Here is a 24350-nt window from a genome sequence, read left to right on the forward strand (position 1 = left end):
TCCACACAATTCACCTGTGCACACTGTCAAAGATCACTTCACCGCGGAACCTTCCGCCAGGGGACATTTCGTCCCGGTGAGCCGCCCATTCTACATCGTTCTTTCAGGCCGTCAACAGTCTCGTGAAGATTTGATTTCAGCGAGCTGTTGGGGCGCCGTGCCGATGCAGCAGCGGGGCGGCGAATACTAGGGAGGCACCCGGACCTTGGCAAGCGATTTCTTCGAAAAACTCTCACTCTTTCGCACAAGCCTCTGATCCTGCGCGAAACATTCCTGCAAGGTCACGCGCAGCGCTCAACTGCCGGTCAACCGCACTCTGGCGAAGTTGCGCTTGCCCACCTGCAGCACGCCTTCGAAGCCGGCGGTGAATACGCGTTGCGCGTCTTCCACCACTTCCGCATCGATGCGCACCGCGCGCTCCTTGAGCTTGCGGTTCGCCTCGGAGTTGCTGGCAGTGAGTCCCGCCGCGGTGAGCAGCGCGGGCAAGCGCAGGCCCTCGACAGGCGCCGCAATCTCGCTGAGTGGAAGCAGCGAGGTGTCACCCTCTCCACGTACCACCGCATGCCAGCCGGCAATGGCCTGCTCGGCAGCCGCCGCGTCGTGGAAGCGCGTGGCCAGTTCGTGCGCCAGGCGCAGCTTGGCGTCGCGCGGGTTCAGCCCACCGCTTTCCACCTCACGCTTCAGGCGCGCCAGCTCGTCCAGCGACACTTCGAAGCTGAGCAGCTCGAACCAGCGCCACATCAATGCGTCGTCGATCTTCATGGTCTTGGTGACGATGTCGATCGCGGGCTCGTCGATGCCGATGTAGTTGCCCAGCGACTTCGACATCTTGTTGACACCGTCCAGGCCTTCGAGCAGCGGCATGGTCAGCACGATCTGCGGCTTCTGCCCGAAGTGTTCCTGCAGGCCGCGCCCCATCAGCAGATTGAACTTCTGGTCGGTGCCACCGAGCTCGACGTCACACTCCAGCGCCACCGAGTCGTAGCCCTGCACCAACGGGTAGAGGAACTCGTGGATCGCGATCGGCTGTTGCGCCGCATAGCGCTTGGCGAAATCGTCGCGCTCGAGCATGCGCGCCACGGTGTGCTGCGCGGCGAGCTTGATCATGTCGGCCGCGCCCATCTTGCCGAACCACTCGGAATTGAAGCGCACTTCGGTGCGCTCGCGGTCGAGCACCTTGTAGACCTGCGCGGCGTAGGTCTCGGCGTTCTTCAGCACATCCTCGCGGGTGAGCGGCTTGCGGGTGACGTTCTTGCCGGTGGGGTCGCCGATCATGCCGGTGAAGTCGCCGATCAGGAAGATCACCTGGTGCCCCAGGTCCTGGAACTGGCGCATCTTGTTGAGCAACACGGTATGGCCGAGATGCAAGTCCGGCGCGGTGGGATCGAAGCCGGCCTTGATGCGCAGTTGACGGCCGCTCTTCAGCCGCTCCAGCAGATCCTCACGCTTGATGATTTCGTCGGCGCCGCGCGCGATCGCGGCCAGCGCCTGCTCGGGTTCGTTCATGCATCCCTCGGGGTTATGGTTGCCATGACAGCCATTCACGGGATGGCAATCACGTTTCAGCGTTAATTGTGCGTTAACCAAAAACCCAGCGCAAACCCTTGATGGGAAAGGCATTGACGCACTTGTCACACGACGACTATGGTACGCGGGTTTGTTACTTTGTACGACGAGGCTCGCGCAGCATGAGTGGAAAAATCCGGGGGGGGCTCCGTGCACGCAAGCAGGCCATCTGCCGCAAGGCACAGCGCCGGCACATCAACTTCTACGAACGCTGTGCGCACTGGTCGTTCGACCGTTCGGAATCCACCACGCCGATCCACTGGCATCGCGAACGCTGGGTGCTGGCCGGCACCGCACTGATGGTGACGCTGCTCTCCGGCTTCATCATGCCGGCCTGGGCTACCGCGATGAAGCCCGCGCCCACGGCGGAAGCGCATACCCTGCTGCCGCTGCCGCTGCCGAAGCTGCCCGCGGTCAATCCGGCGGTTTCCACCGTGGACGACTGGCAGGTGGTGCGGGTGCAGCCGGGGCAGACGTTGTCGGACATCTTCAGTGGCCGCGGGCTCAGCCTCACCGATCTGCAGAAGGTGATGGACGCCGCCGGCGACGCGAAGTCCGCGCTGCACAACATCCACCCCGGTCAGGAATTCGACTTCCTGCTCGGCCCCGGCGGTAGCCTGCGCGGTTTCCGTTTCGACAAGGACCAGGCCAACCGCGCGATCGTGCGCCTCGATGGTCCGCAACCCACACTCGCCCTGCAGCCGCGCGACATGGATGTGCGTGAGGAAGTGGCGCATGGCGTGATCCGCAGCAGCCTCTACGCCGCGGGCGACCAGGCCGGCCTCAGCGCCCTGATGGTGGGCAAGCTGGCCGACCTGTTCAAGTACGACATCGACTTCGTGCAGGACCTGCGCGAAGGCGACAGCTTCACCGTGATCTACGACGACATCTACCGCGACGGCGCCCGCTACGGCGAAGGCGACATCGTGGCCGCCGAGTTCGTGAACCAGGGCAAGCGCTACACGGCCTACCGCTTCAAGAAGGAAGACGGCAGCTACGGCTGGTTCAGCGAGGATGGCCGTCCGTTGCAGAAGTCGTTCCTGCGTATTCCGGTGGACTTCACCCGGATCTCCTCCACCTTCACCGCCGCGCGCATGCACCCGATCCTCGGCCGCATGCGCGCACACAAGGGCGTAGATTACGCCGCGCCGATGGGCACCCCGATCCATGCCGCCGGCGATGGCGTGATCAAGTACCGCGGCTGGGAACGTGGCTACGGCAACTTCGTGCTGATCCAGCACAGCAAGGACATCAGCACCGCCTACGGCCACATGTCACGTTTCGCCGCCGGCGAACGCGTGGGCCAGCACGTGAAGCAGGGGCAGATCATCGGCTATGTCGGCATGACCGGTCTCGCCACCGGCCCGCACCTGCACTACGAATTCCGCGTGGACGGCGTGCAGCGCAACCCGCAGACGGTGACCCTGCCCAAGCCCGAGCCGCTGCCCGCAGCCCAGATGGCGAAGTTCAAGGCCACCGTGGTGAAGCCCGAGCTGGCGCGGCTGGAACAGATCGACCAGCGCATCAAGCTGGCCCGCAGCAACACGCCCAATACCGACAACTGAGCGCCACGACCGCGTGAGTGATGCACCGTCGCTCTACCTCGGCCTGATCTCCGGCACCAGCGCCGATGGCATCGACGCCGCCCTGGTGTCGTTCGAGCACGAACGTCCGCGCCTGGTGGCCGCACGCGTGCATCCGTGGCCAGCGGCACGGCGCGAGCAGATCCTCGCCGTGGCGCAAGGCGAAGCCGCCATCGATCTGGACGCTTTCGGGCGGCTGGATATCGCGCTGGGCCATGGTTTCGCCGAGGCGGCGCTCGCACTGCTCGAGGAAAGCGGTACGCCCGCTGCCGCCGTGCGCGCGATCGGCTCGCATGGACAGACCGTGCGTCACCGCCCCACCGGCGAACACCCCTTCACCCTGCAACTGGGCGATCCCGCCACCATCGCCGAACGCTGCGGCATCGACGTGGTGGCGGATTTCCGTCGCGCCGACATGGCTGCCGGCGGCCAGGGCGCGCCATTGCTGCCAGCCGTGCATGCGATGCTGCTGGCGCATCCCGGCCATGCCCGTGTGGTGCTCAACCTCGGCGGCATCGCCAACATCACCGTGCTGGGCGCCGACGATGGTGTCATCGGCTTCGACACCGGCCCGGCGAACGGCCTGATGGACGCGTGGTGCCTGCGCCACCATGGCGCCCCATTCGACCGCGACGGCCTGTATGCCGCCAGCGGCCGGATCGACACCACACTGCTCGACGCACTGCTGGCCGACCCCTATTTCGCACTGGCGCCCCCCAAGAGCACCGGCCGCGAGCACTTCCATCTCGACTGGCTGGCTGCGCATCCGCAGGCGGCCCTGTTGGCACCGGCCGATGTGCAGGCCACGCTGCTGGAACTCACGGCGCGCAGTGTGGCCGAAGCGATCGCACGCCATGCACCGGATGCGGAAGACGTGCTGGTCTGCGGTGGTGGCGTGCACAACGGCGCGCTGATGCGCCGCCTCGCCTTGCTGCTGGCGCCGCGTCCGCTATCGAGCACAGCGAAGTTCGGCGTCGACCCGGATTTCCTCGAAGCCGTCGCGTTCGCGTGGCTGGCCCGGCAGCGCCTGCGCGGCCTGCCCGGCAACCTGCCCGCGGTCACCGGTGCGCGCGGGCTGCGCCAGCTCGGCGCGATCCACCCCGCACCACGCTGAGCCGACTCACTCGAACAGACTCGCCTCGCGCGGGACTGGCACCAGCGGGTCGCTGCGGGCGGTCGACAATGCCTGCGCGGTTTCCCGGAACACCGCCTGCTCGGCCGCATTCCACTGGCCGGCCAGCAGGGCAAGCTCGTCGGTATCGATCAGGGTCTCGGTCTGCAGGCCATTCTCGGCGGCACCGAGGCCGCGCCGCAGCGCGTGCAGCAGCACCTCGTTCACGCTCCACTGGTGGTTCTTGGCGAACGCCTGGATGCGTTCGGCCAGCAGATGATCGACATGGCGTATCACGAGATCGGGCATTCGTCGGCTCCTTGCGCGCGGCGCACCCCTGCGCCGCGATCATCTCCGGCGCAAAGATGCCGCACAAGTCTTGCCATGCCGATTCGTGGCCTGTGCCGCAGCCAGAGCGTGAACAGGCTCTCAGTGTGGCCGCACCAGCTCGGCGCGACCGATCGCACGACGCAGCGCACATATCAGCAGCAGGCCGGGCAGCGCCGACAAGGCGGTGATCGCGAAGAAATTCGACCAGCCCACCTGCGGCACCAGCCACGCCGCCAGTGGCCCCAGGAATACCCGTCCCACCGCCGCCAGTGAGGACAGCAGCGCGTACTGGGTGGCCGAGTAGCGCACATTGCACAGCGCCGTCACCAGCACCACGAAGGCGGTGCTGCCCAGGCCGCTGAAGAAATTCTCCGCACCTACCACGACGGCCAGCGCCAACAGGTCCGGGCCGCTGTGCACCAGCCAGATGTAACCCAGGTTCACCAGCGCCTGCAGCACACCCAACAGCAGCAGTGCGGGAAACAGCCGCATCCGCGTCACTACCCAGCCCCCCGCCAGCGCGCCGCACAGGCCGGCAGCGAGGCCGAAGGTTTTGTTGATCGCACCCAGCTGGGTCAGCGAGAACTGCGGCACGCGCAAAAGGAAGGTAGTGGACAGCGAGAGTGCGAACGCGTCACACAGCTTGTACAGCACCATCAGCGCCAGCCACGCCAGCGCCAGCACGCCATAGCGCTGGAAGAAGTCCATGAACGGCTGCACCACCGCCTCGGCGAAGCTGCGCGTAGGCTGCTCGTCCGGCGCTTCCGGCGAGGTCGCGGTGACCAGGATCGCCGCCAGCATCAGCGCACCCATCAATCGATACACCCATGCCCAGCCCAGGTGATCGGCCAGGATCAGCGCCAGCGCACCGGATACCAGCATGGCCGCACGGTAGCCACCCTGCATGAAGGCGATGCCCCAGCCGCGCTCCTCCGGTCGCAACAGGTCGGTGCGATGGGCGTCGTAGGCAATGTCCTGGGTGGCGGACGAGAACGCCACCAGTACGGCAAGCAACACCAGCATGGCCGCCGCTTTTTGCGGCGTGTGGAAACTCATCGCGATCAGGGCGCAGCCGCAGATCGCCTGCATCAGGGCGATCCAGCCGCGGCGGCGTCCCAGCCAGGGCAGCTGGAAACGGTCGAGCAGCGGCGCCCAGAGGAACTTGAACACGTAGGCCGTGCCGGTCAGCGTGATCCAGCCGATGTCCCTGAGACTGAGGCCGGCGGTGGTGAACCATGCCTGCAGGGTCGGGTTGGTCAAGGCCAGCGGCAAGCCGGAGGCGAAGCCCAGCAGGCCGATGCTGAGGATGCGCCAGCGGCGCCCCGGCGCGATGGCTGCGCCGTCAGTCGGCATAGTCGACGGTGTACGGCGCGTGGTCGGAGAAACGTTCGTCACGATAGATCGCGCAACGCTTCAACCGCTTGCCCAGCGCGGGCGTGACGAGCTGGTAATCGATGCGCCAGCCCACGTCGTTCTCGCGGGCACGGCCGCGGTTCGACCACCAAGTGTAGTCCTCGCCCTCGGGATGCAGGGTGCGGTAGCTGTCCACCCAGCCGCGCTCGACCAGGCCGTTGAGCCAGGCGCGTTCCTCCGGCAGGCAGCCGGAGTTCTTCTGGTTGGATTTCCAGTTCCTGATGTCCTTCTCGCTGCGCACGATGTTCCAGTCGCCGCACAGCACATAATCGCGACCGTTCCCCAGCCACTCGCCGAGAATCGGCGCCAGCCAGTCCATCGCCTCGAACTTGAACTGCTGGCGCTCCTCGCCGGAGGAACCCGACGGCACATACAAGGACACCACGCTCAGCTTGCCGAAGCGCGCCTCGACATAGCGGCCTTCGTCGTCGAACGCGCTCCAGCCCAGTGCGGTGCGCACCTCGTCGGGCTCGCGCTTCGCATAGATCGCCACGCCCGAATAACCTTTCTTGGTACTGGCGTCGCGATAGAAGCAGTGATGACCGTCGGGGCGGAACATCGGGTCGGCGAGCTGGTCTTCCTGCGCCTTGGTCTCCTGCAGGCAGACCACGTCGGCCCGCTGCTGGCGCAGCCACTCGAACACGCCCTTGGTCGCGGCCGAGCGGATGCCGTTGGCGTTCAAGCTGATGATGCGCATGCGCGACTCCCTGGACGATGCAGGCATCATAGCAACCATGCCCATCACCCTCCGCGTCTGCCCGGTCACGCCTGCCTTGCGCGAAGCCGTGCTGCACCTGCATGTAGGGCCGGAACAGGAAGGCTTCGTGAGCCCACCCGCGCGCACCCTGCCCGACGCCGAGCAATGCCCCGGCAGCGAGCCAATGGCGATCCTGCTCGGCGACACGCCGATCGGCTACTACCGCATCGAGCACAGCGCGCGCAGCCTCACCGGTCGCGACGACGATGCCGATGCACTCGGCCTGCGCTCGTTCCAGCTCGATGCCGCCTGGCAGGGGCGCGGGCTCGGCGTGATCGCGATGGACGCATTGCTGGCCGATCTGGCGCAACGTCATCCGCAGGCGCGCCGCATCGTGCTCACGGTGAACTGCGACAACACCGCCGCGCTGACGTTGTATCTCCGCGCAGGCTTCGTGGACAGCGGCACGCTGTACCATGGCGGCCGCTCCGGGCCGCAGCACCTGTTGTGGCGCGCCCTTCCCTGACGAGGACTCCCATGCACGACTACCAGCGCGACTTCATCGAGCTCACCTTGCAGCGCGAGGTGTTGCGCTTCGGCGAATTCACGCTGAAGTCCGGGCGGCAGAGCCCGTACTTCTTCAACATGGGACGGATCGATTCCGGGGCTGCGCTGGGCCGGCTGGGCCGCGCCTACGCCGCCGCGCTGGTCAACGCGGGCATCGCCGTGGACATGCTGTTCGGCCCCGCCTACAAGGGCATCGCGCTGGCCGCCGCCTCCGCGATCGCGCTGGCCGACCGGCACGACCGCGACCTGCCCTGGGCCTACAACCGCAAGGAGGCCAAGGACCATGGCGAGGGTGGCGTGCTGGTAGGCGCGCCACTCAAGGGCCGCGTGCTGATCGTGGACGACGTGATGACCGCCGGCACCGCGGTGCGCGAGTCGCTGGCGCTGATCCGCGCGCATGGCGCCGAACCGGCCGGCGTGCTGATCGCACTGGATCGGCAGGAGCGTGGCCAGGGCGATCTCTCCGCTGCACAGGAAGTGGCGCGCGACTACGGCATCCCGGTGATCGCGATCACCAGCCTCGCCGACGTGCTGGCCTATGCGAACGAACGCCCCGAACTCGCCGCCGAACACGCACGCCTGCTCGCCTACCGCGAACGCTATGGCGTGAACGGCTAGCCACGGGCGAACCCGGTCACAGCCTGCGGCGACGGATCTCCCGTCGTGGACATGCGCCGCACCGCGGCGTCTATACTTCCGCCGAGGGGGTATCCATGCGCAAGTCACTATCCATCCTGATCGCCGCCACGCTGCTCGCCAGCGCGGCGGTGCACGCCCAGCAGCGCGCGAACAACAACGGGATGCGCTACAAGTGGGTGGACGGCAAGGGCCTGCCGCACTTCAGCGACAGCCTCACCCAGGACGCAATCAAGTACGGCTACGACGTGGTCAACGACCAGGGCCTGGTGGTGCAGCACGTGCAGCGCCAGCTCAGCCCGGAGGAACGCGCCGCCGCGCAGAAGCAGGCCGCGCAGCAGGCCGCCGCCCAGCGCGCCGCCCAGGACCGGGCCCGCGCCGACGAGCAGATGCTGGCTGCCTATCCCGACGAGACTTCGTACAAGGCCTCGCTGCAGCAGGCGCTGGCGAACATGGACCAGCAGATCCACACCAGCAAGCTCAACCTGCGCAGCCAGGAGCAGGCCCTGACCGAACTGCTGGGCCGCGCCGCCGAGTTCGAGCACAACAAGCAGTCACTGCCGAAGTTCCTGCAGGACGGCATCGCCAAGCAACGCGGCGTGGTGAGCGACCTGCAAGCGCTGCTGCAGCACCAGCAGGCGCAGCGCGACCAGGCCGCACAGGCGCAGGCGCAACAACTGGCGCGCTACCGCGCCCTGCGGGCCGCGCAGAATCAGCAACCCTGAAGCGGCTGCGCGGGGATCTGCAGCGCGCCATCAAGCACATGCGTGCTTGATGGCGGAAGCAGTCCGGACAAACCCGTCGGAAACGGATTTGGACAGACCTGGGTGGTCCGAAGGACACATGCCGCGGATGGCATGCGCACATGCACCGGACTCGCTGACTTGCACAACCGCCAGGATGACGGCTGTGCAAGATCGGCTCAGAACGGCAGCTTCAGCGCTGGATCGACGGCGAGCAACTGCTCGCGGAACGCCTGCTGGATGCGCTGCAGCGCCACCGAGGTGTCTGCATCGAAGCGCAACACCAGCACCGGCGTGGTGTTCGACGCGCGCACCAGTCCCCAGCCGTCCGGCCAGTCGGCGCGCACGCCGTCGATGGTGATCAGTGTGGCATCGCCGAAGTTCGCACTGGCGCGGAAGCGCTCCATGAAACGGTAGTGCTCGCCCTCGGCCAGCTCGATCTTCAGCTCGGGCGTGGAGACGCCCTTGGGCAGGGTGGCGAAGATCTCCTCCGGCGTGCGCTCCTCCAGGTCGCCGGCGAGGATCTCCAGCAGCCGTGCGCCGGCGTAGATGCCGTCGTCGAAACCGTACCAGCGCTCCTTGAAGAAGAAATGGCCGCTCATCTCGCCGGCCAGCTCCGCGCCGGTCTCGCGCATCTTGCCCTTGATCAGCGAGTGGCCGGTGCGCCACATCAGCGGACTGCCGCCGGCTTCGAGGATCTGGCCCTTGAGATGGCCGGTACATTTCACGTCGTAGATGATGGTGGCGCCCGGCTGGCGCGCCAGCACGTCGCGCGCGAACAGCATCAGCAGGCGGTCCGGGAAGATGATTTCGCCGGCCTTCGTCACCACGCCGAGGCGGTCGCCGTCGCCGTCGAAGGCCACGCCGAGGTCGGCGCCGGTCTGCTTCACCGCGAGGATCAGGTCCTCGAGGTTGTGCGGATCGGAAGGGTCGGGATGGTGGTTGGGAAACGTGCCGTCCACCTCGCAATACAGCGGCACCACTTCGCAGCCGACACCTGAGAGCACTTGTGGCGCCACTGCGCCGGGGATGCCGTTGCCGCAATCCACCACCACCTTGAGGCGGCGCTCGGCCTGCACGTCGGAGACGATGCGTTCCAGGTAGTCCGGCAGCACGTCGACCTGGCGCAGGCTGCCTTCGCCGCCGCGCTCCAGTGCGTTTTCGGCGATGCGCCGGTACAGGTCCTGGATCGCGCCTTCGGACAGCGTCTGGCCGCCGATCACGATCTTGAAGCCGTTGTAGTCGGGCGGGTTGTGGCTGCCGGTCACCGCCACGCCACAGCCGGTGTTGTAGTGATACGCGGCGAAATACACCACCGGCGTGGGCACCGCGCCGAGGTCGATCACGTCGATGCCGGCGGCACGCAGGCCATCGGCCAGTGCGCCGGCCAGCTCCGGGCCGGACAGGCGGCCGTCACGGCCCACCACGATCTCGGTGAGGGCCTGCTCGCGCATCAGCGTGCCGATGGACTGGCCCAGCAGGCGTGCCACGTCGGCCGTCAGCGTCTTGCCCACCACGCCACGAATGTCGTAGGCGCGGAAAATCGTCGGATCGACCGTGACACTCGACGCATCCCTGGCCGCGGGAGCGGTCGCAGGCGCGGCTGCGGATGCAGGCGCGAGCTTGGCGAGCACCGGCTCGGGCGGTGCGGATTTGCGGGCGGCTTCCTGGGACAACTTGAACTCCTCGATATCGATATCCTGCTCGGCCAGCGGCACGTCGCGCCGTCGCATGCGCCACAGCAGCAGGTACAGCCCCGCGCCGATGCCGGCCAGCGCCAGCAGCGCCGTCAGCGGCCACGAGCGCGGCAACACGATGAAGGCCATGGGCAGGGCTGCGGCCACGCTGAACGCGCTGCCCGGTACCGCCTTGGCGATCGGCTCCGCCTCGGCGGCGGCGCTGCCGTGCGAAAGAATGCGCATGTCGGTGCTGGCGTCGCCCTGGCGCAGGTCCAGCCGGCCGCCCGCGGGCGGCACCGTCTCGAAGGCCTGCTGCACCGGCGCGAACGGCAGCTCCACCCACAGCCAGGCCCGCGCCTGCTGCGTCGAACCCAGCGGCAGCACCAGGCTCAACCGACGGTCGCCCACTCCGTGCGACACGCTTTGCACCGGCGGCAGGCCGTCGTCGGTCTGCGCGGCCATCAGCTGCGCCGCCTTGGCGTAGCCGAACTCGCGGAAATTCGCGTGCACCACTTCGTCGAGGCTGCCGCTGTAGACGTCCAGCTGCAGCGCCTGCGGCAACCGCGCATGCAGTGCCGCCACCAGCAAGGCGTGGTCGCCTTGCAGCGTGGCGGAATCCAGTGACGCCACCGCCTTCGCCACCACGGTGCGCTGCACGGCGACCGTTTGCGCCAGCTTCTGCACGGCTTCATCCCGCGCCTGCTGCACGCGCGCCGCCGCGCTGCCCTCGTCCGCGATCAGCCAGGTCTGCCAGGCGCAGAACACGCCGAGCAGCAGCAGCAGCGTGCCGATGGCCAGCGGCCACAGACGACGCCAGTCCGGCTGCGTGCGCGAACGCGATCCGTTTATGTCACTCATCGCCACCCCCTGCCCCCCACAGGTATCCGCCCCATCCGGTTCGACGTGTCGGACCGGATCACTTGATGCCCGTCGAACCGAAACCGCCCGTGCCGCGCACGCTCGGCGCGAATTCATCCACGATGTTCAGCCGCGCCTGCGCCACCGGCACCAGCAGCAACTGGGCGATGCGATCCCCCACGCCGATGGTGACCGGCCCGCGGCCGCGGTTCCAGCAGGAAATCATCAGCGGGCCCTGGTAGTCGGCATCGATCACGCCGATCAGGTTGCCCATCACCAGGCCCTGCTTGTGACCCAGCCCGGAGCGCGGAACGATCAGCGCGCACCAGCCCGGGTCGCCGATGTGGATGGCGATGCCGCTGGGTACCAGGGCGCTCTCGCCGGGCGCCAGCGTGAGCGGCGTGTCGAGCGCGGCGCGCAGATCCATGCCGGCACTGCCCGTGGTGGCCGGCTCGGGCAACGGGATGCTGTCGCCCAGGCGCGGGTCGAGGATCTTCAGTTCGACGTCCAGCATCACCGCGCTCATCCGCGCACCGCGCGATAGCGCTCGGCCACGCAGGCGACCAACTGCCGTGCCAGCTCGGCCTTGCCGGCGCGCGCCAGCGCCAGCATGCCGTCGGCCCAGTACACGTCCAGCGCGTTGTCAGCGGCCTCGAAACCCAGCCCGCCGCCGACACGGTTCGCAGCGATCATGTCCAGGCCCTTGCGCTGCAGCTTGTCCTGCGCGTAATGCGCTACGTCGTGCGTTTCGGCGGCGAAGCCGACCAGGAAGGGATGCGCGGGGCGCGCCGCGAGGCTGCCGAGGATGTCGGGGTTCTCGGCCAGTTGCAGCACCAGGTCTGCACCAGCCTGCTTCTTCAGCTTGCGCTCCGACACCTCTGCCGGCCGGTAGTCGCCTACCGCGGCCGCACCGATGTAGATCTGCGCCTGCGCACAGGCATCGAGCACCGCCGCCTGCATCTGTGCCGCACTGCGCACATCGACGCGCCTGGCCACGCCGGACGGCGTGGCCACGCTCACCGGGCCGGCCACCAGGGTCACCCGCGCACCCGCCTCGGCGACGGCCTGCGCCACCGCGAAACCCATCTTGCCGGAGCTGCGGTTGCCGATGAAACGCACAGGGTCGATGTCTTCGAACGTCGGGCCAGCGCTGACCACCACCTCCAGCCCGGCCAGCACACCGCTGCCGAACGAGGCCGCCAGCGCATCGCGCAACTCATGCGGCTCCAGCATGCGGCCCGAACCCACGTCGCCGCAGGCCTGTTCGCCCGCCGCCGGACCGAGCACCTGCACGCCATGCTGGCGCAGCAGGGCCAGGTTCGCCTGCACCGCCGGGTGCGCCCACATCTGCTGGTTCATCGCCGGCGCCACGTACAGCGGCGCGGCGCTGGCGAGGCACAGCGTGGTGAGCAGGTCGTCGGCGTGGCCATGAGCCAGCTTGGCGAGGATGTCCGCACTGGCGGGCGCAATCAGGATGCGCTCGGCCCAGCGCGCCAGCTCGATGTGGCCCATCGCGGCTTCGGCGCTCTCGTCCCACAGTGAGCTGCGCACCGGCTGGCCGGACAGCGCCTGGAAGGTGGCCGCGCCCACGAAGTGCCCGGCGCCCGCAGTCATCGCCACGCGCACCTCGGCGCCCTGTTCGCGCAGGCGGCGAACCAGTTCGCAGGACTTGTAGGCGGCGATGCCGCCGGACACTCCCAGGAGGATGCGGCGTTGGGCAAGACTCATGTAGGCAGGGCCTGACGTACGGGCAGACGGTTAGCTTACCGGAATCGTGCCGCGCGACTGCTGCCCATACCGCATTCGCACCGGCACGCTGAGGGCATGAGCATCCGTGACTGGCCGGAAGGCGAACGCCCCCGCGAGAAACTGCTGGCCCGTGGCAGCGGCGCGCTGTCCGACGCCGAGCTGCTGGCCGTGCTGCTGGGCAGCGGCGTGCGCGGCAAGGACGCGATCGCACTGGGTCGCGAACTGCTGGCCGACGCGGGCAGCCTGGGCGTCCTGCTCGGTCGCCACGACCGGGCCATGCGCACCGTCGGGCTGGGACCGGTCAAGCGCGCCCGCATCGCCGCCGCACTGGAGCTGGCCCGGCGCAGCCTCGCCGAGCAGTTGCGCGAACAACCCGCGCTGGTCAACCCGCGCGACAGCGGCGATTACCTCCGTGCCCGGCTGCGCCACCTGCCCTACGAGGTGTTCGGTTGCCTGTACCTGGACAACCGCCACCGCGTGCTGGCTTTCGAGGAGCTGTTCCGCGGCACCGTGGACGGTGCCAGCGTGCATCCGCGCGAGGTGGTGCGCGCCTGCCTGCAGCACAACGCCTGCGCGGTGATCTTCGCCCACAACCACCCCAGCGGCGTGGCCGAGCCCAGCGCGGCCGACCGCGCAATCACCCGCGAACTGCGCGGGGCCCTGCAACTGGTCGGCGTACGCGTACTCGACCACCTGGTGATCGGCAGCGGTGAGCCGGTGTCGATGGCCGCACGCGGCCTGATCTGAGCCCGCGGCGAAAATGCCTTGCGATCGTCCTTGATCGCTTGAATCAGGCGGGTGGCTGTCCTTGGCCACACCTTCAAACAAAAAAACGGCGCGGGATGAGCCGCGCCGCGGGTGCCGATTCAGGGGAGCGGAGAGAGCGGCGTCTCCGGTGCCAAATGGAGGAGGGGAGTCGCCACCGGCACGCAGCCATTGTGGCAGTGCCGCATGACAGGACCATGACGACCCCACGTGGCAATCACAGTCGCCAAATGGCCGTTACTTATGCACAAAAGCCCATCACCGGCACTTGCAGCCATCAGCGCAGCCACGACTTCAAGCATGCACAAAATACATATGATCCTTAAGGATTTTTTTCCATTGAAGCCATGTGACCGCGTACGCGGAGATTTGCCCGGCGCGCAAGGCCGCGCTTTCCCCACAGACTTATCCACAGGTAGCGCATCGCGACGCAGCATGCCTGTTCCCTGGCCATTGCGAGGGCCGCCCGGTCCGGCCGGTCTGCTAGGATTGCCGGTTCCATCCCGGAACCGCCGCGCCCGTGAAAGCCCAGCTGCACGAACTGGTCCTCGAGGCCATCCACGCCCTGCAAACCCAGGCCATCCTGCCCGCCGACCTGGCGATTCCCGGCTTCGTGATCGAGCGCACGCGCAGCCGCGAGCACGGTGACTTCGCCTGCAACGCGGCGATGCTGCTGGCCAAGCCGGCCCGCGCCAAGCCGCGCGAACTGGCTGAGAAGCTCGTGGCCGCGCTGCCAGCCAGCGACCTGCTGGCCAAGGTGGAGATCGCCGGCCCCGGCTTCATCAATTTCTTCCTTGCCGCCGGCGCCAGCCAGTCGCAGGTGCGCCGCATCCTCGAACAGGGCGCCGGCTACGGCCGCAACGCGCAGGGCGCGGGCCGCACGGTAGGCGTGGAGTTCGTCTCGGCCAACCCCACCGGCCCCTTGCATGTGGGCCACGGCCGCAACGCGGCGCTGGGCGACTGCGTGGCCCGTCTGCTGGAAGCCAGCGGCTGGAACGTGCGGCGCGAGTTCTACTACAACGACGCCGGCGTGCAGATCGCCAACCTCGCCGTGTCCACGCAGGCGCGCGCGCGCGGCCTCGCCCCCGGCGATGCCGGCTGGCCGGAGGACGGCTACCGCGGCGACTACATCGCCGACGTGGCCAGGGCCTATCTGGCTGGCGACAGCGTCACGGTGGAAGGCCACACCGTCACCGGCGCGCAGGATGCCGAGAACCTCGACGCGATCCGCGCCTTCGCCGTGGCTGCCCTGCGCCACGAGCAGAACCTCGATCTGCAGGCCTTTGGCGTGGGCTTCGACGTGTACTTCCTCGAATCCTCGCTCTACACCGACGGCAAGGTGGAGGAAACCGTGCGCGAGCTGGTCGCCCACGGCCACACCTACGGGGAAGGCGGCGCGCTGTGGCTGAAGACCACCGACTTCGGCGACGACAAGGATCGCGTCATGCGCAAGTCGGACGGCACGTACACCTATTTCGTGCCGGACGTGGCCTACCACCTCAGCAAGTGGCAGCGCGGCTACGGCAAGGCGATCACCGTGCTGGGCTCCGACCACCACGGCTCGCTGGCGCGCGTGAAGGCCGGCCTCCAGGCGCTGGACGCGGGCATCCCCAAGGGCTACCCCGACTACCTGCTGTACCAGATGGTCACCGTGATGCGCGGCGGCGAGGAAGTGAAGATCTCCAAGCGCGCCGGCAGCTACGTCACCCTGCGCGACCTGATCGACGAGGTGGGCCGCGACGCCACGCGCTACTTCCTGATCTCGCGCAAGGGCGACTCGCAGCTGGTGTTCGACATCGACCTGGCGCGTTCGCAGACCAACGACAACCCGGTCTACTACATCCAGTACGCCCATGCCCGCGTCTGCTCGGTGCTGCGCCAGGCCGGCGAGAAAGGGTTCACGTTCGATCAGGACAATGGGTTGGCGCAACTCGCGCGGCTGGACAACGAGCACGAGCAGGCCCTGCTCACCGAGCTGTCGCGCTACCCCGAGGTGGTGGAGGCCGCGACGACGAACCTGGAGCCGCACCTGCTCGCCGTCTGGCTGCGCGAACTGGCGAACGCGTTCCACACCTACTACAACTCGCACCAGTTCCTGGTCGACGACAAGGACCTGCGCGACGCCCGCCTCTCCCTCGTGGTGGCGACCCGGCAGGTGTTGCGCAACGGTCTCGATTTGCTGGGCCTGGGTGCCCCGGAGAGCATGTGATGGCAGCACGCAAAGGCAAGGGCCGGCAGGCGGTACGCAACAGCGGCAGCGGCATCCCGGCATGGGTCTGGGCGCTCGTCGGCATCCTGATCGGCGCGGTGGCGGTGGTGGTGCTGATGCGCCACTCGCTGGTGCCGATGGCGCCGAAGACCGGCCCGCAGGCAAATCCCCAGGCCACCGCCGAGACCCCCAGCGAGACCGGCGCGGTGGCGCCGGGCAGTGCCGAGAGCGCGTCGAAGAAGCCGCAGTTCGACTTCTACTCCGTGCTGTCGGAGAAGGAAGTGCGCATCCCGGATGCCGAGATCAGCGCACAGGCCAAGGCCGAGCAGCAGAAGCAGCAGGCCGCCACCCCGGCCAGCGCCCAGCCGGCGACCGCGGCCGCCGCAGTGCCAACGGCGCCGGGCAATGCACCGGTGGCCACCCAGAACGTGGTGGCCGCTCCCGCCACCGCCGTACCGAAGCCTGCGGCCGGCAGCGGCTACCTGCTGCAGGTCGGCGCCTTCCCCAATCCCGCCGATGCGGAGTCTATGAAAGCCAGGCTCGCCATGCAGGGCTTCGTGGCCAACGTGCAGTCCGTCGACGTGAACGGCCAGACCTTCCACCGCGTGCGGCTGGGGCCGTTCCCCACCGCCAGTGCGCTGGAAGCGACCAAGCAGCGCCTCGCCAGTGCCGGTATCAACTCGATCGCGCTGAAGGAAGGCAAGTAACCCACCGCGACGAGGACCGCCCGCCATGACCGTCAAGACCGCCTGGATCACCGGCGCCACCGCCGGTTTCGGCGCCGCCACCGTGGAACGCTTCGTGACCGGCGGCTGGCGGGTGATCGCCAGCGGCCGCCGCGCCGAACGCCTGCAGCAACTGGCGGACAGGCACGGTGCCGACAAGGTGCATGCCGCCGCCTTCGACATCCGCGACGAGGCCGCGCTGCGTGCCGCCGTTGCCGGTCTGCCGCCGGATTTCGCCGGCATCGACCTGCTGGTGAACAACGCCGGCCTCGCGCTGGGCACCGCGCCGGCGCAACAGGCCGATCTCGTGCAGTGGAAGCAGATGATCGATACCAACGTCACCGCGCTGGCGACGGTCACGCATCTGCTGCTGCCGGGGCTGATCGAGCGCCGCGGCGCCATCGTCAACATCAGCTCGATCGCAGGCAGCTACCCGTATCGCGGCGGCAACGTCTACGGCGGCACCAAGGCCTTCGTCAGCCAGTTCTCGCAGAACCTGCGCACGGACCTGCACGGCACCGGCGTGCGCGTCACCTCGATCGAGCCCGGCATGGCCGAGACCGAATTCACCCTGGTACGCACCAGTGGTGACCAGGCCGCCTCCGACCAGCTCTATGCCGGCGCCCACCCGATCACCGCCGGCGACATCGCCGACACCATCTGGTGGATCGCCAACCTGCCGCCGCACCTCAACGTCAACCGCCTCGAACTCATGCCGACCAGCCAGTCGGCGGCCGGCCTGCAGGTGCACCGGGACTGAGGCCGATCGCGCACAAGCGATCAATCACCTCCGCCGGAACCGCCGTACTCCACGCCCAGTGCGCGATGGTGGGTCTTGCCCCAGTTCGCCAACACGTTCAGCGCCGGCCGCAGGCTGCGGCCGAATCCGGTCAGCTGGTAGTCCATGTGCTGTCCGCGCGCATCGCGCGTCACGCGGCAAATCAATCCGTCCGCCTCCAGTTGCCGCAGCTGCTGGCTCAGCACCTTGTGCGCCACCTGCGGCATGGCGGTCTGGAAGTCGCTGAAGCGCCGGTGGCGCGTCGACAGCAGCCACAGGATCATCGGCTTCCACTTGCCGTGGATCAGGTTCAGCGTCACGTCGACGGGACAGACGAAGGTCTTGCGCTGGGAGTGGTTCATGCGGTGGCTCATGCCGAGGCAGGTAACTTTCCGGTGCGTATCTTTCCGCGCGGCGGCGGATGCAGAATCGGGCGCCCACACCGATGCCCCCGCGAGGCCGAGCATGATCGTCGAGTACATCCGCTACAAGATTCCGCCAACGCAAACGGCCCGGTTCGAGCAGGATTACGCCGAAGCCGCGCGCAGCCTGGATGCCTCCGCGCACTGCCTCGGCTACGAGCTGGCCTGCTGCGTGGACGAGCCGGGCAGCTACATCCTGCGCATCGAATGGGACTCGGTGGAAGGTCACATGCAGGGCTTCCGCGGCAGCGCGGAGTTCCGCGCCTTCTTCGCCGCGATCAAGCCCTACGTGGGCATGATCGAGGAAATGCGGCACTACCGGACGACGACGGTGCAAGGTGGAAAAGCGCCATGAGCGACGACGGGATTCCCAGCCTCTACACATGGGCCGGCGGCCTGCCCGCACTTGAGCGCCTCACTGGGATCTTCTACCAGCGCGTGCCGGACGATCCGCTGCTGGCGCCCCTGTTTGCACATATGGACGCCCGCCATCCCCATTTCGTCGCGCTGTTCCTCGCCGAAGTATTCGGCGGTCCGGCCCGCTACAGCGAGCAGCGCGGCGGCCACCGCGCCATGCTGGCGCAGCACGTGGCACGGCATCTGAACGAAGCGCAGCGCGCACGCTGGATGGCGCTGCTGCTGGAGTGTGCCGACGCCGCCGGCCTGCCGGACAATCCTGAATTCCGCTCCGCCTTCGTCGGCTACGTGGAATGGGGCACGCGGCTGGCCGTGCTGAATTCGCAGCTCGGACAGCTACCCGACAAGCAGGCGGCCATGCCGGCCTGGGGCTGGGGCGAGACCGGCGGGCCCTATCGGGGCTGAAACCGGGCGACCGGGAAGGCGCGCCCTCACTCCCGATGCACGTCGTGGGTCACGAACGGCTGTTCCGCCGGTGGCGCTTCGAACCACTTCGGATGCGCCAGCGTGTGCCGCATGTCGGCGAGGCCGCTGCGCCAGTGGCCGTGCATGCTGGCAGCGCTGAATTCGTAGTCCTTGTAGTGGCCCTCGTAGGGCTTGTCGCGGTAGATCAGGTGGACCAGGTTGACCAGCGCGCCGTTCGCCTCGCATTCCGCCTGGCGATACGCCGGGTCGGCGCGACGCTCGGGCGGCACCAGCGCCAGCAGTTCCTGCAGCAGACGTTGGCGGCGACGGCTCTCGTGCATGTACTCGGTCATCAGCCGGGTGCGGCTGGAATACTGGATCTCCTTGCTGCGCTCGGCCACGCCCGGCATGTCGTGGGGCAACTCGCCCTGCGCGCTCCAAAGGTCGACCTGGAACACCAGCATGTCGCGTTGCGGCTGCTCGGTGAGCACGCGGTAGAGCGGCGTGTTGGAAACCACGCCGCCGTCCCAGTAGTACTCGCCGTCGATCTCCACCGCGGGAAACCCCGGTGGCAGCGCACCGGAGGCCATGAAGTGCTCGGGCCCGAGGCGCTGCCGGGTGTTGTCGAAATAGACGAAGTTGCCGCTCTGCACGTGCACCGCGCCCACCGACACGCGCATCGCGCGCGCATCGTTGATGCGGTCGAAATCGACCAGCTTCTCCAGCGTGCCGCGCAAGGGCGTGATGTCGTACCAGCTCGCGGTGGCGGGCGTGGCCTGCGCCTGCAGGAACGGCGGCGGCAGGCGCGGCCGGAAGAAGCCGGGCTGGCCCTGGACCAGGGCGCGCCACGCGGCCAGGCCGCTGAGCCCGTTCTGCATCACCAGCGGCCAGTGCCGGGCATCGAGACCCGCGGGCAACGCGAACGATGGCCATGGCGAGGCCTGGCAGATCGTGTCCCAGAACGCGCGCAGGCGCTCGATGCGCCGCTCGGGCGGATTGCCTGCGATGATCGCCGCGTTCAGCGCACCGATCGAGATGCCGGCAATCCAGTCGGGACGAAGCCGCACTTCCTCGAGCGCTTCGACCACGCCGGCCTGGTAGGCGCCCAGCGCGCCGCCGCCCTGCAGCACCAGGGCCACGGTGCGGTAGTCGCGTGCCACTGCTTCGGCCAGCGGCGAGCCTTGCCTGTCGCCTGCCACGGCCTTACTGCATGTACCAGCCGTGGCTGACCACGAAGCTCTGTCCGGTCAGCGCGGCGGAGGGGAACGTGGCGAGATACAACGCGGTCTGCGCGATGTCGTCGACCGTGGTGAACACGCCATCCACGGTGTCCTTGAGCATCACGTTCTTGATCACGTCGGCTTCGCTGATGCCGAGCTCCTTGGCCTGTTCGGGAATCTGCTTCTCCACCAGCGGCGTGCGCACGAAGCCCGGGCAGATCACGTGCGAGCGCACGTTGTGCGCCGCGCCCTCCTTCGCCAGCGTACGCGCCAGGCCGAGCAGGCCGTGCTTGGCGGTGACGTAGGGCGCCTTCAGCTTCGAGGCCTCGTGCGAGTGCACCGAGCCCATGTAGATCACGATGCCGCCGCGGTCGCCCCGGTACATGTGGCGCAGCGCGGCGCGGGTGGTGAGGAAGCCGCCGTCGAGGTGGATCGCCAGCATCTTCTTCCAGTCGGCGAACGCGAACTGGTCGATCGGGTTGATGATCTGCACGCCGGCGTTGGAGATCAGGATGTCCAGCGCACCGAAGGCGGCGACCACCTTGTCGGTGCCCGCATCCACCGCGGCCTCGTCGGTGACATCCATCGCGATGCCGATAGCGTGGCCGCCCGCGGCGTTGATTTCCGCCGCCGCGGCGTCGGCCGCCTGCTGGTTGATGTCGCAGATCGCGACTTTCGCGCCCTGCTTCGCGTACAACTCCGCGATCGCCTTGCCGATGCCGCTGGCCGCGCCCGTGATCAGGGCCACCTTGCCGTCGAGACTGCCCATGGGGGTACTCCGTGAGGGGGAAGAACCGCATTGTAGGCAACGCATGTGACGGCACCATCAGCCTTTGGTGCAAGGCCGGCTTGCGCCCTCTCCCCTGCGGGCACGCAGAGAACACGTCATGAATGGCCGCCGCCATGGAGGAAACGGGATGAGGGTGCGCTTGCGCGCAACGCCTGCTGACGGGCTCTTTCGCGAGCACCCACCCCTCACCTCGGTCCTCTCCCCAAAGAGGAGAGGAAGCAAGGCGGGTCAGCCTTCCTCGGCGAGGTAGGTGTAGGCGGTCAGGCCGCCATCCAGCGTGCGGTACAGCTGCTCGGCCGCCTCGCCCGCGATGCCCGCGGCGGCGATACGCTCGCGATAGCTGACGCGCAGCGCGGCAAGGTCGTAGCCCACGTAGTCCAGCATCAGGTCGGTGGTGTCGCCGCGGCGCCTGTGCGCGAAAACATACGAATCGCCGGCTACGCGCACGTTCACCGCGTCGGTGTCGCCGAACAGGTTGTGGATGTCGCCGAGCGTCTCCTGGTAGGCGCCGACCATGAAGAGGCCGAGCCGGTAGCTCTCGCCGGACCTGAGCACATGCAGCGGCAGGCTCACGTCCACGCCCTCGGCGTCGACGTAGTGGTCGATGCGGCCGTCCGAGTCGCAGGTGAGGTCGACGATCACGCCGCGCCGCGTGGGCTCCTCGTCCAGCCGCGCGATCGGCGCGATCGGGAAGATCTGCTCGATCGCCCAGATGTCCGGCACGGATTCGAACACCGAGAAGTTGACGAAGTACTTGTCCACCAGCTTCTCGTCCAGCTCGTCCAGCGCGGCACGGTGCGAGCGCTCGCCAGGCAACAGGCGCGCGCGCACCGCGTTGGCGATGGCGTAGTACATCTCGTCCAGCCGCGCGCGGTCGGCCAGCGCGAGCTGGCCCAGTGCGTACAGCGCCTGGCCTTCGGCCAGATGGTGCTGGGCCTCGTGGAACAGCTCCAGCGCAGGGCGCTGATCGAGTTCGGCATGCACCTCGCGCAGGCGGCGCAGCACGGCCGGTTCGTCGGCGCCCGGCGCGGGGATCGCGCCTTGCGGCACCTCCTCCACCTCGCTCACGTTGACCACCAGCACGGCGTGATGCGCGGTCATCGCGCGGCCGGCCTCGGTGAGGATATGCGGAGCCTTGAGGCCTTCCGCTTCCACCGCCTCGGCCAGCGACTGCACGATGGTGGCGGCGTACTGCTCGATCGAGTAGTTGATCGAGTTGTGGCTGCGCGAGCGCGAGCCTTCGTAGTCCACGCCGAGGCCGCCGCCCACGTCGACGATCTCCAGCGGCACGCCGAGCCGCGACAGCTCGACGAAGTAGCGCGAGGCCTCGCGCATGCCGTTGGCGATGTCGCGCACGTTGGAAATCTGCGAACCCATGTGGAAGTGCTGCAGCTTCAGCGTGTGCTTGAGGCCGGCCGCTTCCAGCCGCTCGACCAGGGTGAGCGCCTGCGCCGGCGAGAGGCCGAACTTGCCCTTGTCGCCGCCGGTGTTCTGCCACTTGCCGGCGCCGATCGAGGCGAGGCGCACGCGCACGCCGAGCAGCGGCTCGACGTCGAGCGCCTTCGCTTCGGCGAACACGTGATCGAGCTCCGACAACTTCTCGATCACGATGTGCACACGCAGACCGAGCTTCAGGCCGATCAGCGCAAGGCGGATGTATTCGCGGTCCTTGTAACCGTTGCAGATCACGATGGAGCCCGGCCGCGCCATCGCCAGCACGGCCATCAGCTCGGGCTTGGAGCCGGCTTCGAGACCAAAACCTTCGGCGCCCGCGGCCACCAGCTCGCCGGCCACGCCGCGCTGCTGGTTCACCTTGATCGGGTAGATGGCCGTATAGCCGCCCGCGTAATTCCACTCGGCTATGGCCCTGGCGAACGCGGCCTGCAGCCGCGCGAGACGGTCGGCGAGGATGTCGGGAAAGCGCACCAGCAGCGGCAGGCGCAGGCCTTCTGCGCGGGCGCGCTCGACGATGGCCGGCAGCGGCAGCGCAGGGCCGCGCGCGCCGTGCGGGCGGATCGCGATCTCGCCGGCTTCGTTGACGTCGACATAACCGTCGCCCCAGTGGGCCACGGCGTAGGTGTGGCGGGCATCGGCCACGGTCCAGGGCTTCGACATGGAAAGTCTCCTTGTGAAAACGGAATGCATGTCGTCGCAGCGGCGAGCCTTGACGCAGGTAAGCACGATGGGCCGGAAGCCTCGCACGCCGCGGGGCCGATCGCACTTCAGGAGCGTGAGCGGCAGAACCCATCCGGGCTGCAAAGCTTGTCGTGCGGTGCATATTTCCGCCGCTTCTTGCCCCATAGAACCACTATGGGGCAGCGAACCGTCGAAAATCTGCCCTCGCACGGCAAGCTTTTCGCCTCGGATGTTTCTACCGCTCACGCTCCTACGGCGCGCGCCGCGCACCGGAAGCGGCATTGTAACAGCCCATCCGCTACGGCTCGGCTACAATGGGCGGCCAAACATCCCGTTCGAATCCCCCCAGGAACACCCATGTCGCAGCAGATCAGCTGGTTCACCGAGGCCCACCAGGCCTCCGGCTCCTCCATCGGCTTCCGTACCGAGCAACTGCTGCACGCGGAGAAGACGCCGTTCCAGACCATCGAGATCCACCAGACCACCGACTGGGGCAAGCTGATGGTGATCGATGGCTGCGTGATGCTCACCAGCCGCGACAATTTCCTCTACCACGAGATGATGACCCATCCCGCGCTGTTCACCCATGCGCGCGCCAAGCGCGTGGTGATCATCGGCGGCGGCGACTGCGGCACGCTGCGCGAGGTGCTCAAGCACGAGGAAGTGGAGAAGGCCACCCAGGTGGAGATCGACGAACGCGTGACGCGCCTCGCCGAGCAGTATTTCCCCGAGCTGTGCGAATCGAACGGCGACCCGCGCGCCGAACTACTGTTCATCGACGGCATCAAGTACATGGCCGAGGCCGAGCCGGAGTCGATCGACCTGGTGATCGTGGATTCCACCGACCCGGTAGGCCCCGCCGAGGGCCTGTTCAATGCCGCGTTCTACGCCAGCTGCTTCAAGGCGCTGCGCCACGGCGGCCTGCTGGTGCAGCAGAGCGAATCGCCGCTGGCGCATATCGAACTGATCAAGTCGATGCGCGCGGCGATGCGCACCGCCGGCTTCAGCGCGGTGAAGACCCTGCCGTTCCCGCAGCCCTGCTACCCCACCGGCTGGTGGAGCTGCACCATGGCACGCAAGGGCGGCGACCTCAGCGGTTTCCGCGAGCGCGGTGCGCTCAGCAAGAACTTCTCCACGAAGTACTACAACGCCGAGATCCACAAGGCCGCGCTGGCCCAGCCGGAATTCATGCGCGAGGCGCTGGGCGAGTAAGAGGACGATCCCGGCATCCGGAACCCCGCCCTCAGAACATCTTCGCCCGCTGCTTCGGCAGCAGCACCAGCACCAGCGTCGCCAGCGGGCCGAACGGCAGCGAGAGCAGGAACCACAGCAGGCCGCTGCGGTTCTTGCCCTGCGCGAGGCCGGCGTTGATCAGGGCCAGCGTGCCCCAGCCGGCGAACCACGGCGCGCCATCGGCGAAACTGGAAAAATGATTCACGGCATGTCCTCCGGCCCCTGTGCGGTGGAGCGCGCCAGGCGCGCGAACAAACAGGCATCCTAACAACTCCTCTCCGGACAGGCCTGCCGCGGCATCCACCGGCTCAGACATCG

25 protein-coding genes are annotated in these 24350 nt (G+C 68.0%); 13 read left to right on the forward strand and 12 right to left on the reverse strand.

The annotated features are described in order from the left end of the window. Positions 1-190: hypothetical protein (locus ABQJ54_RS07010; RefSeq protein WP_367853582.1), on the forward strand; the 190-nt coding region annotated here is incomplete at its 5' end. A 104-nt stretch (positions 191-294) separates the two neighbouring features. On the opposite strand, the gene tyrS is transcribed toward ABQJ54_RS07010, so the two are convergent. After that, positions 295-1506 (reverse strand): tyrosine--tRNA ligase, encoded by a 1212-nt coding sequence (gene tyrS / locus ABQJ54_RS07015; protein ID WP_367853583.1) that lies wholly within the window; start codon positions 1504-1506, stop codon positions 295-297. Positions 1507-1688: 182 nt separating this feature from the next. On the opposite strand from tyrS, the gene ABQJ54_RS07020 reads away from it, so the two are divergent. Then, positions 1689-3131, forward strand: coding sequence for an OapA family protein (locus ABQJ54_RS07020; protein WP_367853584.1), 1443 nt, complete (start codon positions 1689-1691; stop codon positions 3129-3131). Between the two features lie 13 nt (positions 3132-3144). Continuing rightward, positions 3145-4263, forward strand: a complete 1119-nt coding sequence (locus ABQJ54_RS07025; protein ID WP_367853585.1) for an anhydro-N-acetylmuramic acid kinase — start codon at positions 3145-3147, stop codon at positions 4261-4263. Positions 4264-4269: 6 nt separating this feature from the next. Here the strand turns inward: ABQJ54_RS07025 and ABQJ54_RS07030 are convergent, their stop codons facing one another. From ABQJ54_RS07030 to ABQJ54_RS07040, 3 genes are all read right to left on the reverse strand, one after another. Further along, the gene (locus ABQJ54_RS07030) at positions 4270-4569 is read right to left on the reverse strand and encodes a hypothetical protein (RefSeq protein WP_367853586.1); all 300 of its coding nucleotides are present in this window, start codon (positions 4567-4569) and stop codon (positions 4270-4272) included. A gap of 120 nt (positions 4570-4689) precedes the next feature. Then, on the reverse strand, positions 4690-5985 hold the full coding sequence (locus ABQJ54_RS07035) for an AmpG family muropeptide MFS transporter (RefSeq protein ID WP_367853587.1): 1296 nt from the start codon (positions 5983-5985) through the stop codon (positions 4690-4692). Further along, positions 5933-6700 carry an exodeoxyribonuclease III gene (locus tag ABQJ54_RS07040; RefSeq protein WP_367853588.1) on the reverse strand — a complete coding sequence of 256 codons (768 nt, stop codon included), beginning with the start codon at positions 6698-6700 and terminating at the stop codon, positions 5933-5935. Before ABQJ54_RS07040 ends, ABQJ54_RS07035 begins: the two co-directional genes overlap by 53 nt. A 37-nt stretch (positions 6701-6737) precedes the next feature. Here ABQJ54_RS07040 and ABQJ54_RS07045 point away from each other — a divergent pair, with 37 nt between their 5' ends. The 3 genes from ABQJ54_RS07045 to ABQJ54_RS07055 all read left to right on the forward strand — a co-directional run bounded on the left by ABQJ54_RS07045 (position 6738) and on the right by ABQJ54_RS07055 (position 8628). Then, positions 6738-7226 carry a GNAT family N-acetyltransferase gene (locus ABQJ54_RS07045; RefSeq protein ID WP_367853589.1) on the forward strand — a complete coding sequence of 163 codons (489 nt, stop codon included), beginning with the start codon at positions 6738-6740 and terminating at the stop codon, positions 7224-7226. Positions 7227-7237: 11 nt separating this feature from the next. Then, entirely contained in the window at positions 7238-7885 is a 648-nt protein-coding gene (pyrE, locus tag ABQJ54_RS07050) for an orotate phosphoribosyltransferase (RefSeq protein WP_367853590.1), read from the forward strand. Between the two features lie 95 nt (positions 7886-7980). Next, positions 7981-8628, forward strand: a complete 648-nt coding sequence (locus ABQJ54_RS07055; RefSeq protein ID WP_367853591.1) for a DUF4124 domain-containing protein — start codon at positions 7981-7983, stop codon at positions 8626-8628. A 197-nt stretch (positions 8629-8825) separates the two neighbouring features. On the opposite strand, the gene ABQJ54_RS07060 is transcribed toward ABQJ54_RS07055, so the two are convergent. Genes ABQJ54_RS07060 through coaBC form a run of 3 tightly spaced genes read right to left on the reverse strand, consistent with a single transcriptional unit; the run spans position 8826 to position 12911 of the window. Next, positions 8826-11183 carry a phosphomannomutase/phosphoglucomutase gene (locus tag ABQJ54_RS07060; protein WP_367853592.1) on the reverse strand — a complete coding sequence of 786 codons (2358 nt, stop codon included), beginning with the start codon at positions 11181-11183 and terminating at the stop codon, positions 8826-8828. 58 nt (positions 11184-11241) lie between these two features. After that, a complete protein-coding gene (gene dut / locus ABQJ54_RS07065; RefSeq protein ID WP_367854406.1) occupies positions 11242-11697 on the reverse strand; it encodes a dUTP diphosphatase in 456 nt (151 codons plus the stop codon). Between the two features lie 8 nt (positions 11698-11705). Then, positions 11706-12911 (reverse strand): bifunctional phosphopantothenoylcysteine decarboxylase/phosphopantothenate--cysteine ligase CoaBC, encoded by a 1206-nt coding sequence (gene coaBC, locus ABQJ54_RS07070; RefSeq protein WP_367853593.1) that lies wholly within the window; start codon positions 12909-12911, stop codon positions 11706-11708. 96 nt (positions 12912-13007) lie between these two features. Here coaBC and radC point away from each other — a divergent pair, with 96 nt between their 5' ends. The 4 genes from radC (at position 13008) to ABQJ54_RS07090 (ending at position 17391) form a co-directional block, all read left to right on the forward strand. Next, the gene (gene radC, locus ABQJ54_RS07075) at positions 13008-13679 is read left to right on the forward strand and encodes a RadC family protein (RefSeq protein WP_367853594.1); all 672 of its coding nucleotides are present in this window, start codon (positions 13008-13010) and stop codon (positions 13677-13679) included. A gap of 538 nt (positions 13680-14217) precedes the next feature. Next, positions 14218-15906 (forward strand): arginine--tRNA ligase, encoded by a 1689-nt coding sequence (argS, locus tag ABQJ54_RS07080; protein ID WP_367853595.1) that lies wholly within the window; start codon positions 14218-14220, stop codon positions 15904-15906. Further along, complete coding sequence (locus tag ABQJ54_RS07085) at positions 15906-16613, forward strand: SPOR domain-containing protein (protein ID WP_367853596.1); 708 nt, start codon at positions 15906-15908, stop codon at positions 16611-16613. Before argS ends, ABQJ54_RS07085 begins: the two co-directional genes overlap by 1 nt. Before the next feature lie 25 nt (positions 16614-16638). After that, a complete protein-coding gene (locus ABQJ54_RS07090; protein ID WP_367853597.1) occupies positions 16639-17391 on the forward strand; it encodes an SDR family NAD(P)-dependent oxidoreductase in 753 nt (250 codons plus the stop codon). 20 nt (positions 17392-17411) lie between these two features. Here ABQJ54_RS07090 and ABQJ54_RS07095 read toward each other — a convergent pair whose 3' ends face one another. Beyond that, positions 17412-17771, reverse strand: coding sequence for a winged helix-turn-helix transcriptional regulator (locus ABQJ54_RS07095; protein ID WP_367853598.1), 360 nt, complete (start codon positions 17769-17771; stop codon positions 17412-17414). A 103-nt stretch (positions 17772-17874) separates the two neighbouring features. On the opposite strand from ABQJ54_RS07095, the gene ABQJ54_RS07100 reads away from it, so the two are divergent. Together ABQJ54_RS07100 and ABQJ54_RS07105 are read left to right on the forward strand one after the other, a co-directional pair. Then, entirely contained in the window at positions 17875-18186 is a 312-nt protein-coding gene (locus ABQJ54_RS07100) for an antibiotic biosynthesis monooxygenase family protein (RefSeq protein WP_367853599.1), read from the forward strand. After that, the gene (locus ABQJ54_RS07105; RefSeq protein WP_367853600.1) at positions 18183-18653 is read left to right on the forward strand and encodes a group II truncated hemoglobin; all 471 of its coding nucleotides are present in this window, start codon (positions 18183-18185) and stop codon (positions 18651-18653) included. The genes ABQJ54_RS07100 and ABQJ54_RS07105 overlap by 4 nt, the downstream gene beginning before the upstream one ends. 26 nt (positions 18654-18679) lie before the next feature. Here ABQJ54_RS07105 and ABQJ54_RS07110 read toward each other — a convergent pair whose 3' ends face one another. From ABQJ54_RS07110 to speA, 3 genes are all read right to left on the reverse strand, one after another. Next, positions 18680-19852 carry a DUF3734 domain-containing protein gene (locus tag ABQJ54_RS07110; protein WP_367853601.1) on the reverse strand — a complete coding sequence of 391 codons (1173 nt, stop codon included), beginning with the start codon at positions 19850-19852 and terminating at the stop codon, positions 18680-18682. A 4-nt stretch (positions 19853-19856) separates the two neighbouring features. Next, on the reverse strand, positions 19857-20642 hold the full coding sequence (locus tag ABQJ54_RS07115; protein WP_367853602.1) for a 3-hydroxybutyrate dehydrogenase: 786 nt from the start codon (positions 20640-20642) through the stop codon (positions 19857-19859). A 249-nt stretch (positions 20643-20891) separates the two neighbouring features. Then, positions 20892-22778 carry a biosynthetic arginine decarboxylase gene (speA, locus tag ABQJ54_RS07120; RefSeq protein ID WP_367853603.1) on the reverse strand — a complete coding sequence of 629 codons (1887 nt, stop codon included), beginning with the start codon at positions 22776-22778 and terminating at the stop codon, positions 20892-20894. 378 nt (positions 22779-23156) lie between these two features. Between speA and speE the strand changes: the two genes are divergently transcribed. After that, the gene (gene speE / locus ABQJ54_RS07125) at positions 23157-24011 is read left to right on the forward strand and encodes a polyamine aminopropyltransferase (protein WP_367853604.1); all 855 of its coding nucleotides are present in this window, start codon (positions 23157-23159) and stop codon (positions 24009-24011) included. Between the two features lie 31 nt (positions 24012-24042). On the opposite strand, the gene ABQJ54_RS07130 is transcribed toward speE, so the two are convergent. Beyond that, positions 24043-24237 (reverse strand): antitermination protein NusB, encoded by a 195-nt coding sequence (locus ABQJ54_RS07130; RefSeq protein WP_367853605.1) that lies wholly within the window; start codon positions 24235-24237, stop codon positions 24043-24045. Positions 24238-24350: the final 113 nt, after the last annotated feature.

Source organism: Rhodanobacter lycopersici (assembly GCF_040812335.1).
Taxonomy (GTDB): Bacteria; Pseudomonadota; Gammaproteobacteria; order Xanthomonadales; family Rhodanobacteraceae; genus Rhodanobacter_A; species Rhodanobacter_A lycopersici.

Bases quoted from the DNA above. Each gene is read 5' to 3' on its own strand.
- ABQJ54_RS07060 (WP_367853592.1), bottom strand. From the start codon at position 11,183: ATGAGTGACATAAACGGATCGCGTTCGCGCACGCAGCCGGACTGGCGT.
- speA (WP_367853603.1), bottom strand. From the start codon at position 22,778: ATGTCGAAGCCCTGGACCGTGGCCGATGCCCGCCACACCTACGCCGTG.
- pyrE (WP_367853590.1), top strand. From the start codon at position 7,238: ATGCACGACTACCAGCGCGACTTCATCGAGCTCACCTTGCAGCGCGAG.
- coaBC (WP_367853593.1), bottom strand. From the start codon at position 12,911: ATGAGTCTTGCCCAACGCCGCATCCTCCTGGGAGTGTCCGGCGGCATC.
- radC (WP_367853594.1), top strand. From the start codon at position 13,008: ATGAGCATCCGTGACTGGCCGGAAGGCGAACGCCCCCGCGAGAAACTG.
- ABQJ54_RS07090 (WP_367853597.1), top strand. From the start codon at position 16,639: ATGACCGTCAAGACCGCCTGGATCACCGGCGCCACCGCCGGTTTCGGC.
- ABQJ54_RS07095 (WP_367853598.1), bottom strand. From the start codon at position 17,771: ATGAACCACTCCCAGCGCAAGACCTTCGTCTGTCCCGTCGACGTGACG.
- ABQJ54_RS07085 (WP_367853596.1), top strand. From the start codon at position 15,906: ATGGCAGCACGCAAAGGCAAGGGCCGGCAGGCGGTACGCAACAGCGGC.
- ABQJ54_RS07105 (WP_367853600.1), top strand. From the start codon at position 18,183: ATGAGCGACGACGGGATTCCCAGCCTCTACACATGGGCCGGCGGCCTG.
- ABQJ54_RS07020 (WP_367853584.1), top strand. From the start codon at position 1,689: ATGAGTGGAAAAATCCGGGGGGGGCTCCGTGCACGCAAGCAGGCCATC.
- ABQJ54_RS07030 (WP_367853586.1), bottom strand. From the start codon at position 4,569: ATGCCCGATCTCGTGATACGCCATGTCGATCATCTGCTGGCCGAACGC.
- ABQJ54_RS07115 (WP_367853602.1), bottom strand. From the start codon at position 20,642: ATGGGCAGTCTCGACGGCAAGGTGGCCCTGATCACGGGCGCGGCCAGC.
- speE (WP_367853604.1), top strand. From the start codon at position 23,157: ATGTCGCAGCAGATCAGCTGGTTCACCGAGGCCCACCAGGCCTCCGGC.
- ABQJ54_RS07040 (WP_367853588.1), bottom strand. From the start codon at position 6,700: ATGCGCATCATCAGCTTGAACGCCAACGGCATCCGCTCGGCCGCGACC.
- ABQJ54_RS07100 (WP_367853599.1), top strand. From the start codon at position 17,875: ATGATCGTCGAGTACATCCGCTACAAGATTCCGCCAACGCAAACGGCC.
- tyrS (WP_367853583.1), bottom strand. From the start codon at position 1,506: ATGAACGAACCCGAGCAGGCGCTGGCCGCGATCGCGCGCGGCGCCGAC.
- ABQJ54_RS07045 (WP_367853589.1), top strand. From the start codon at position 6,738: ATGCCCATCACCCTCCGCGTCTGCCCGGTCACGCCTGCCTTGCGCGAA.
- ABQJ54_RS07055 (WP_367853591.1), top strand. From the start codon at position 7,981: ATGCGCAAGTCACTATCCATCCTGATCGCCGCCACGCTGCTCGCCAGC.
- dut (WP_367854406.1), bottom strand. From the start codon at position 11,697: ATGCTGGACGTCGAACTGAAGATCCTCGACCCGCGCCTGGGCGACAGC.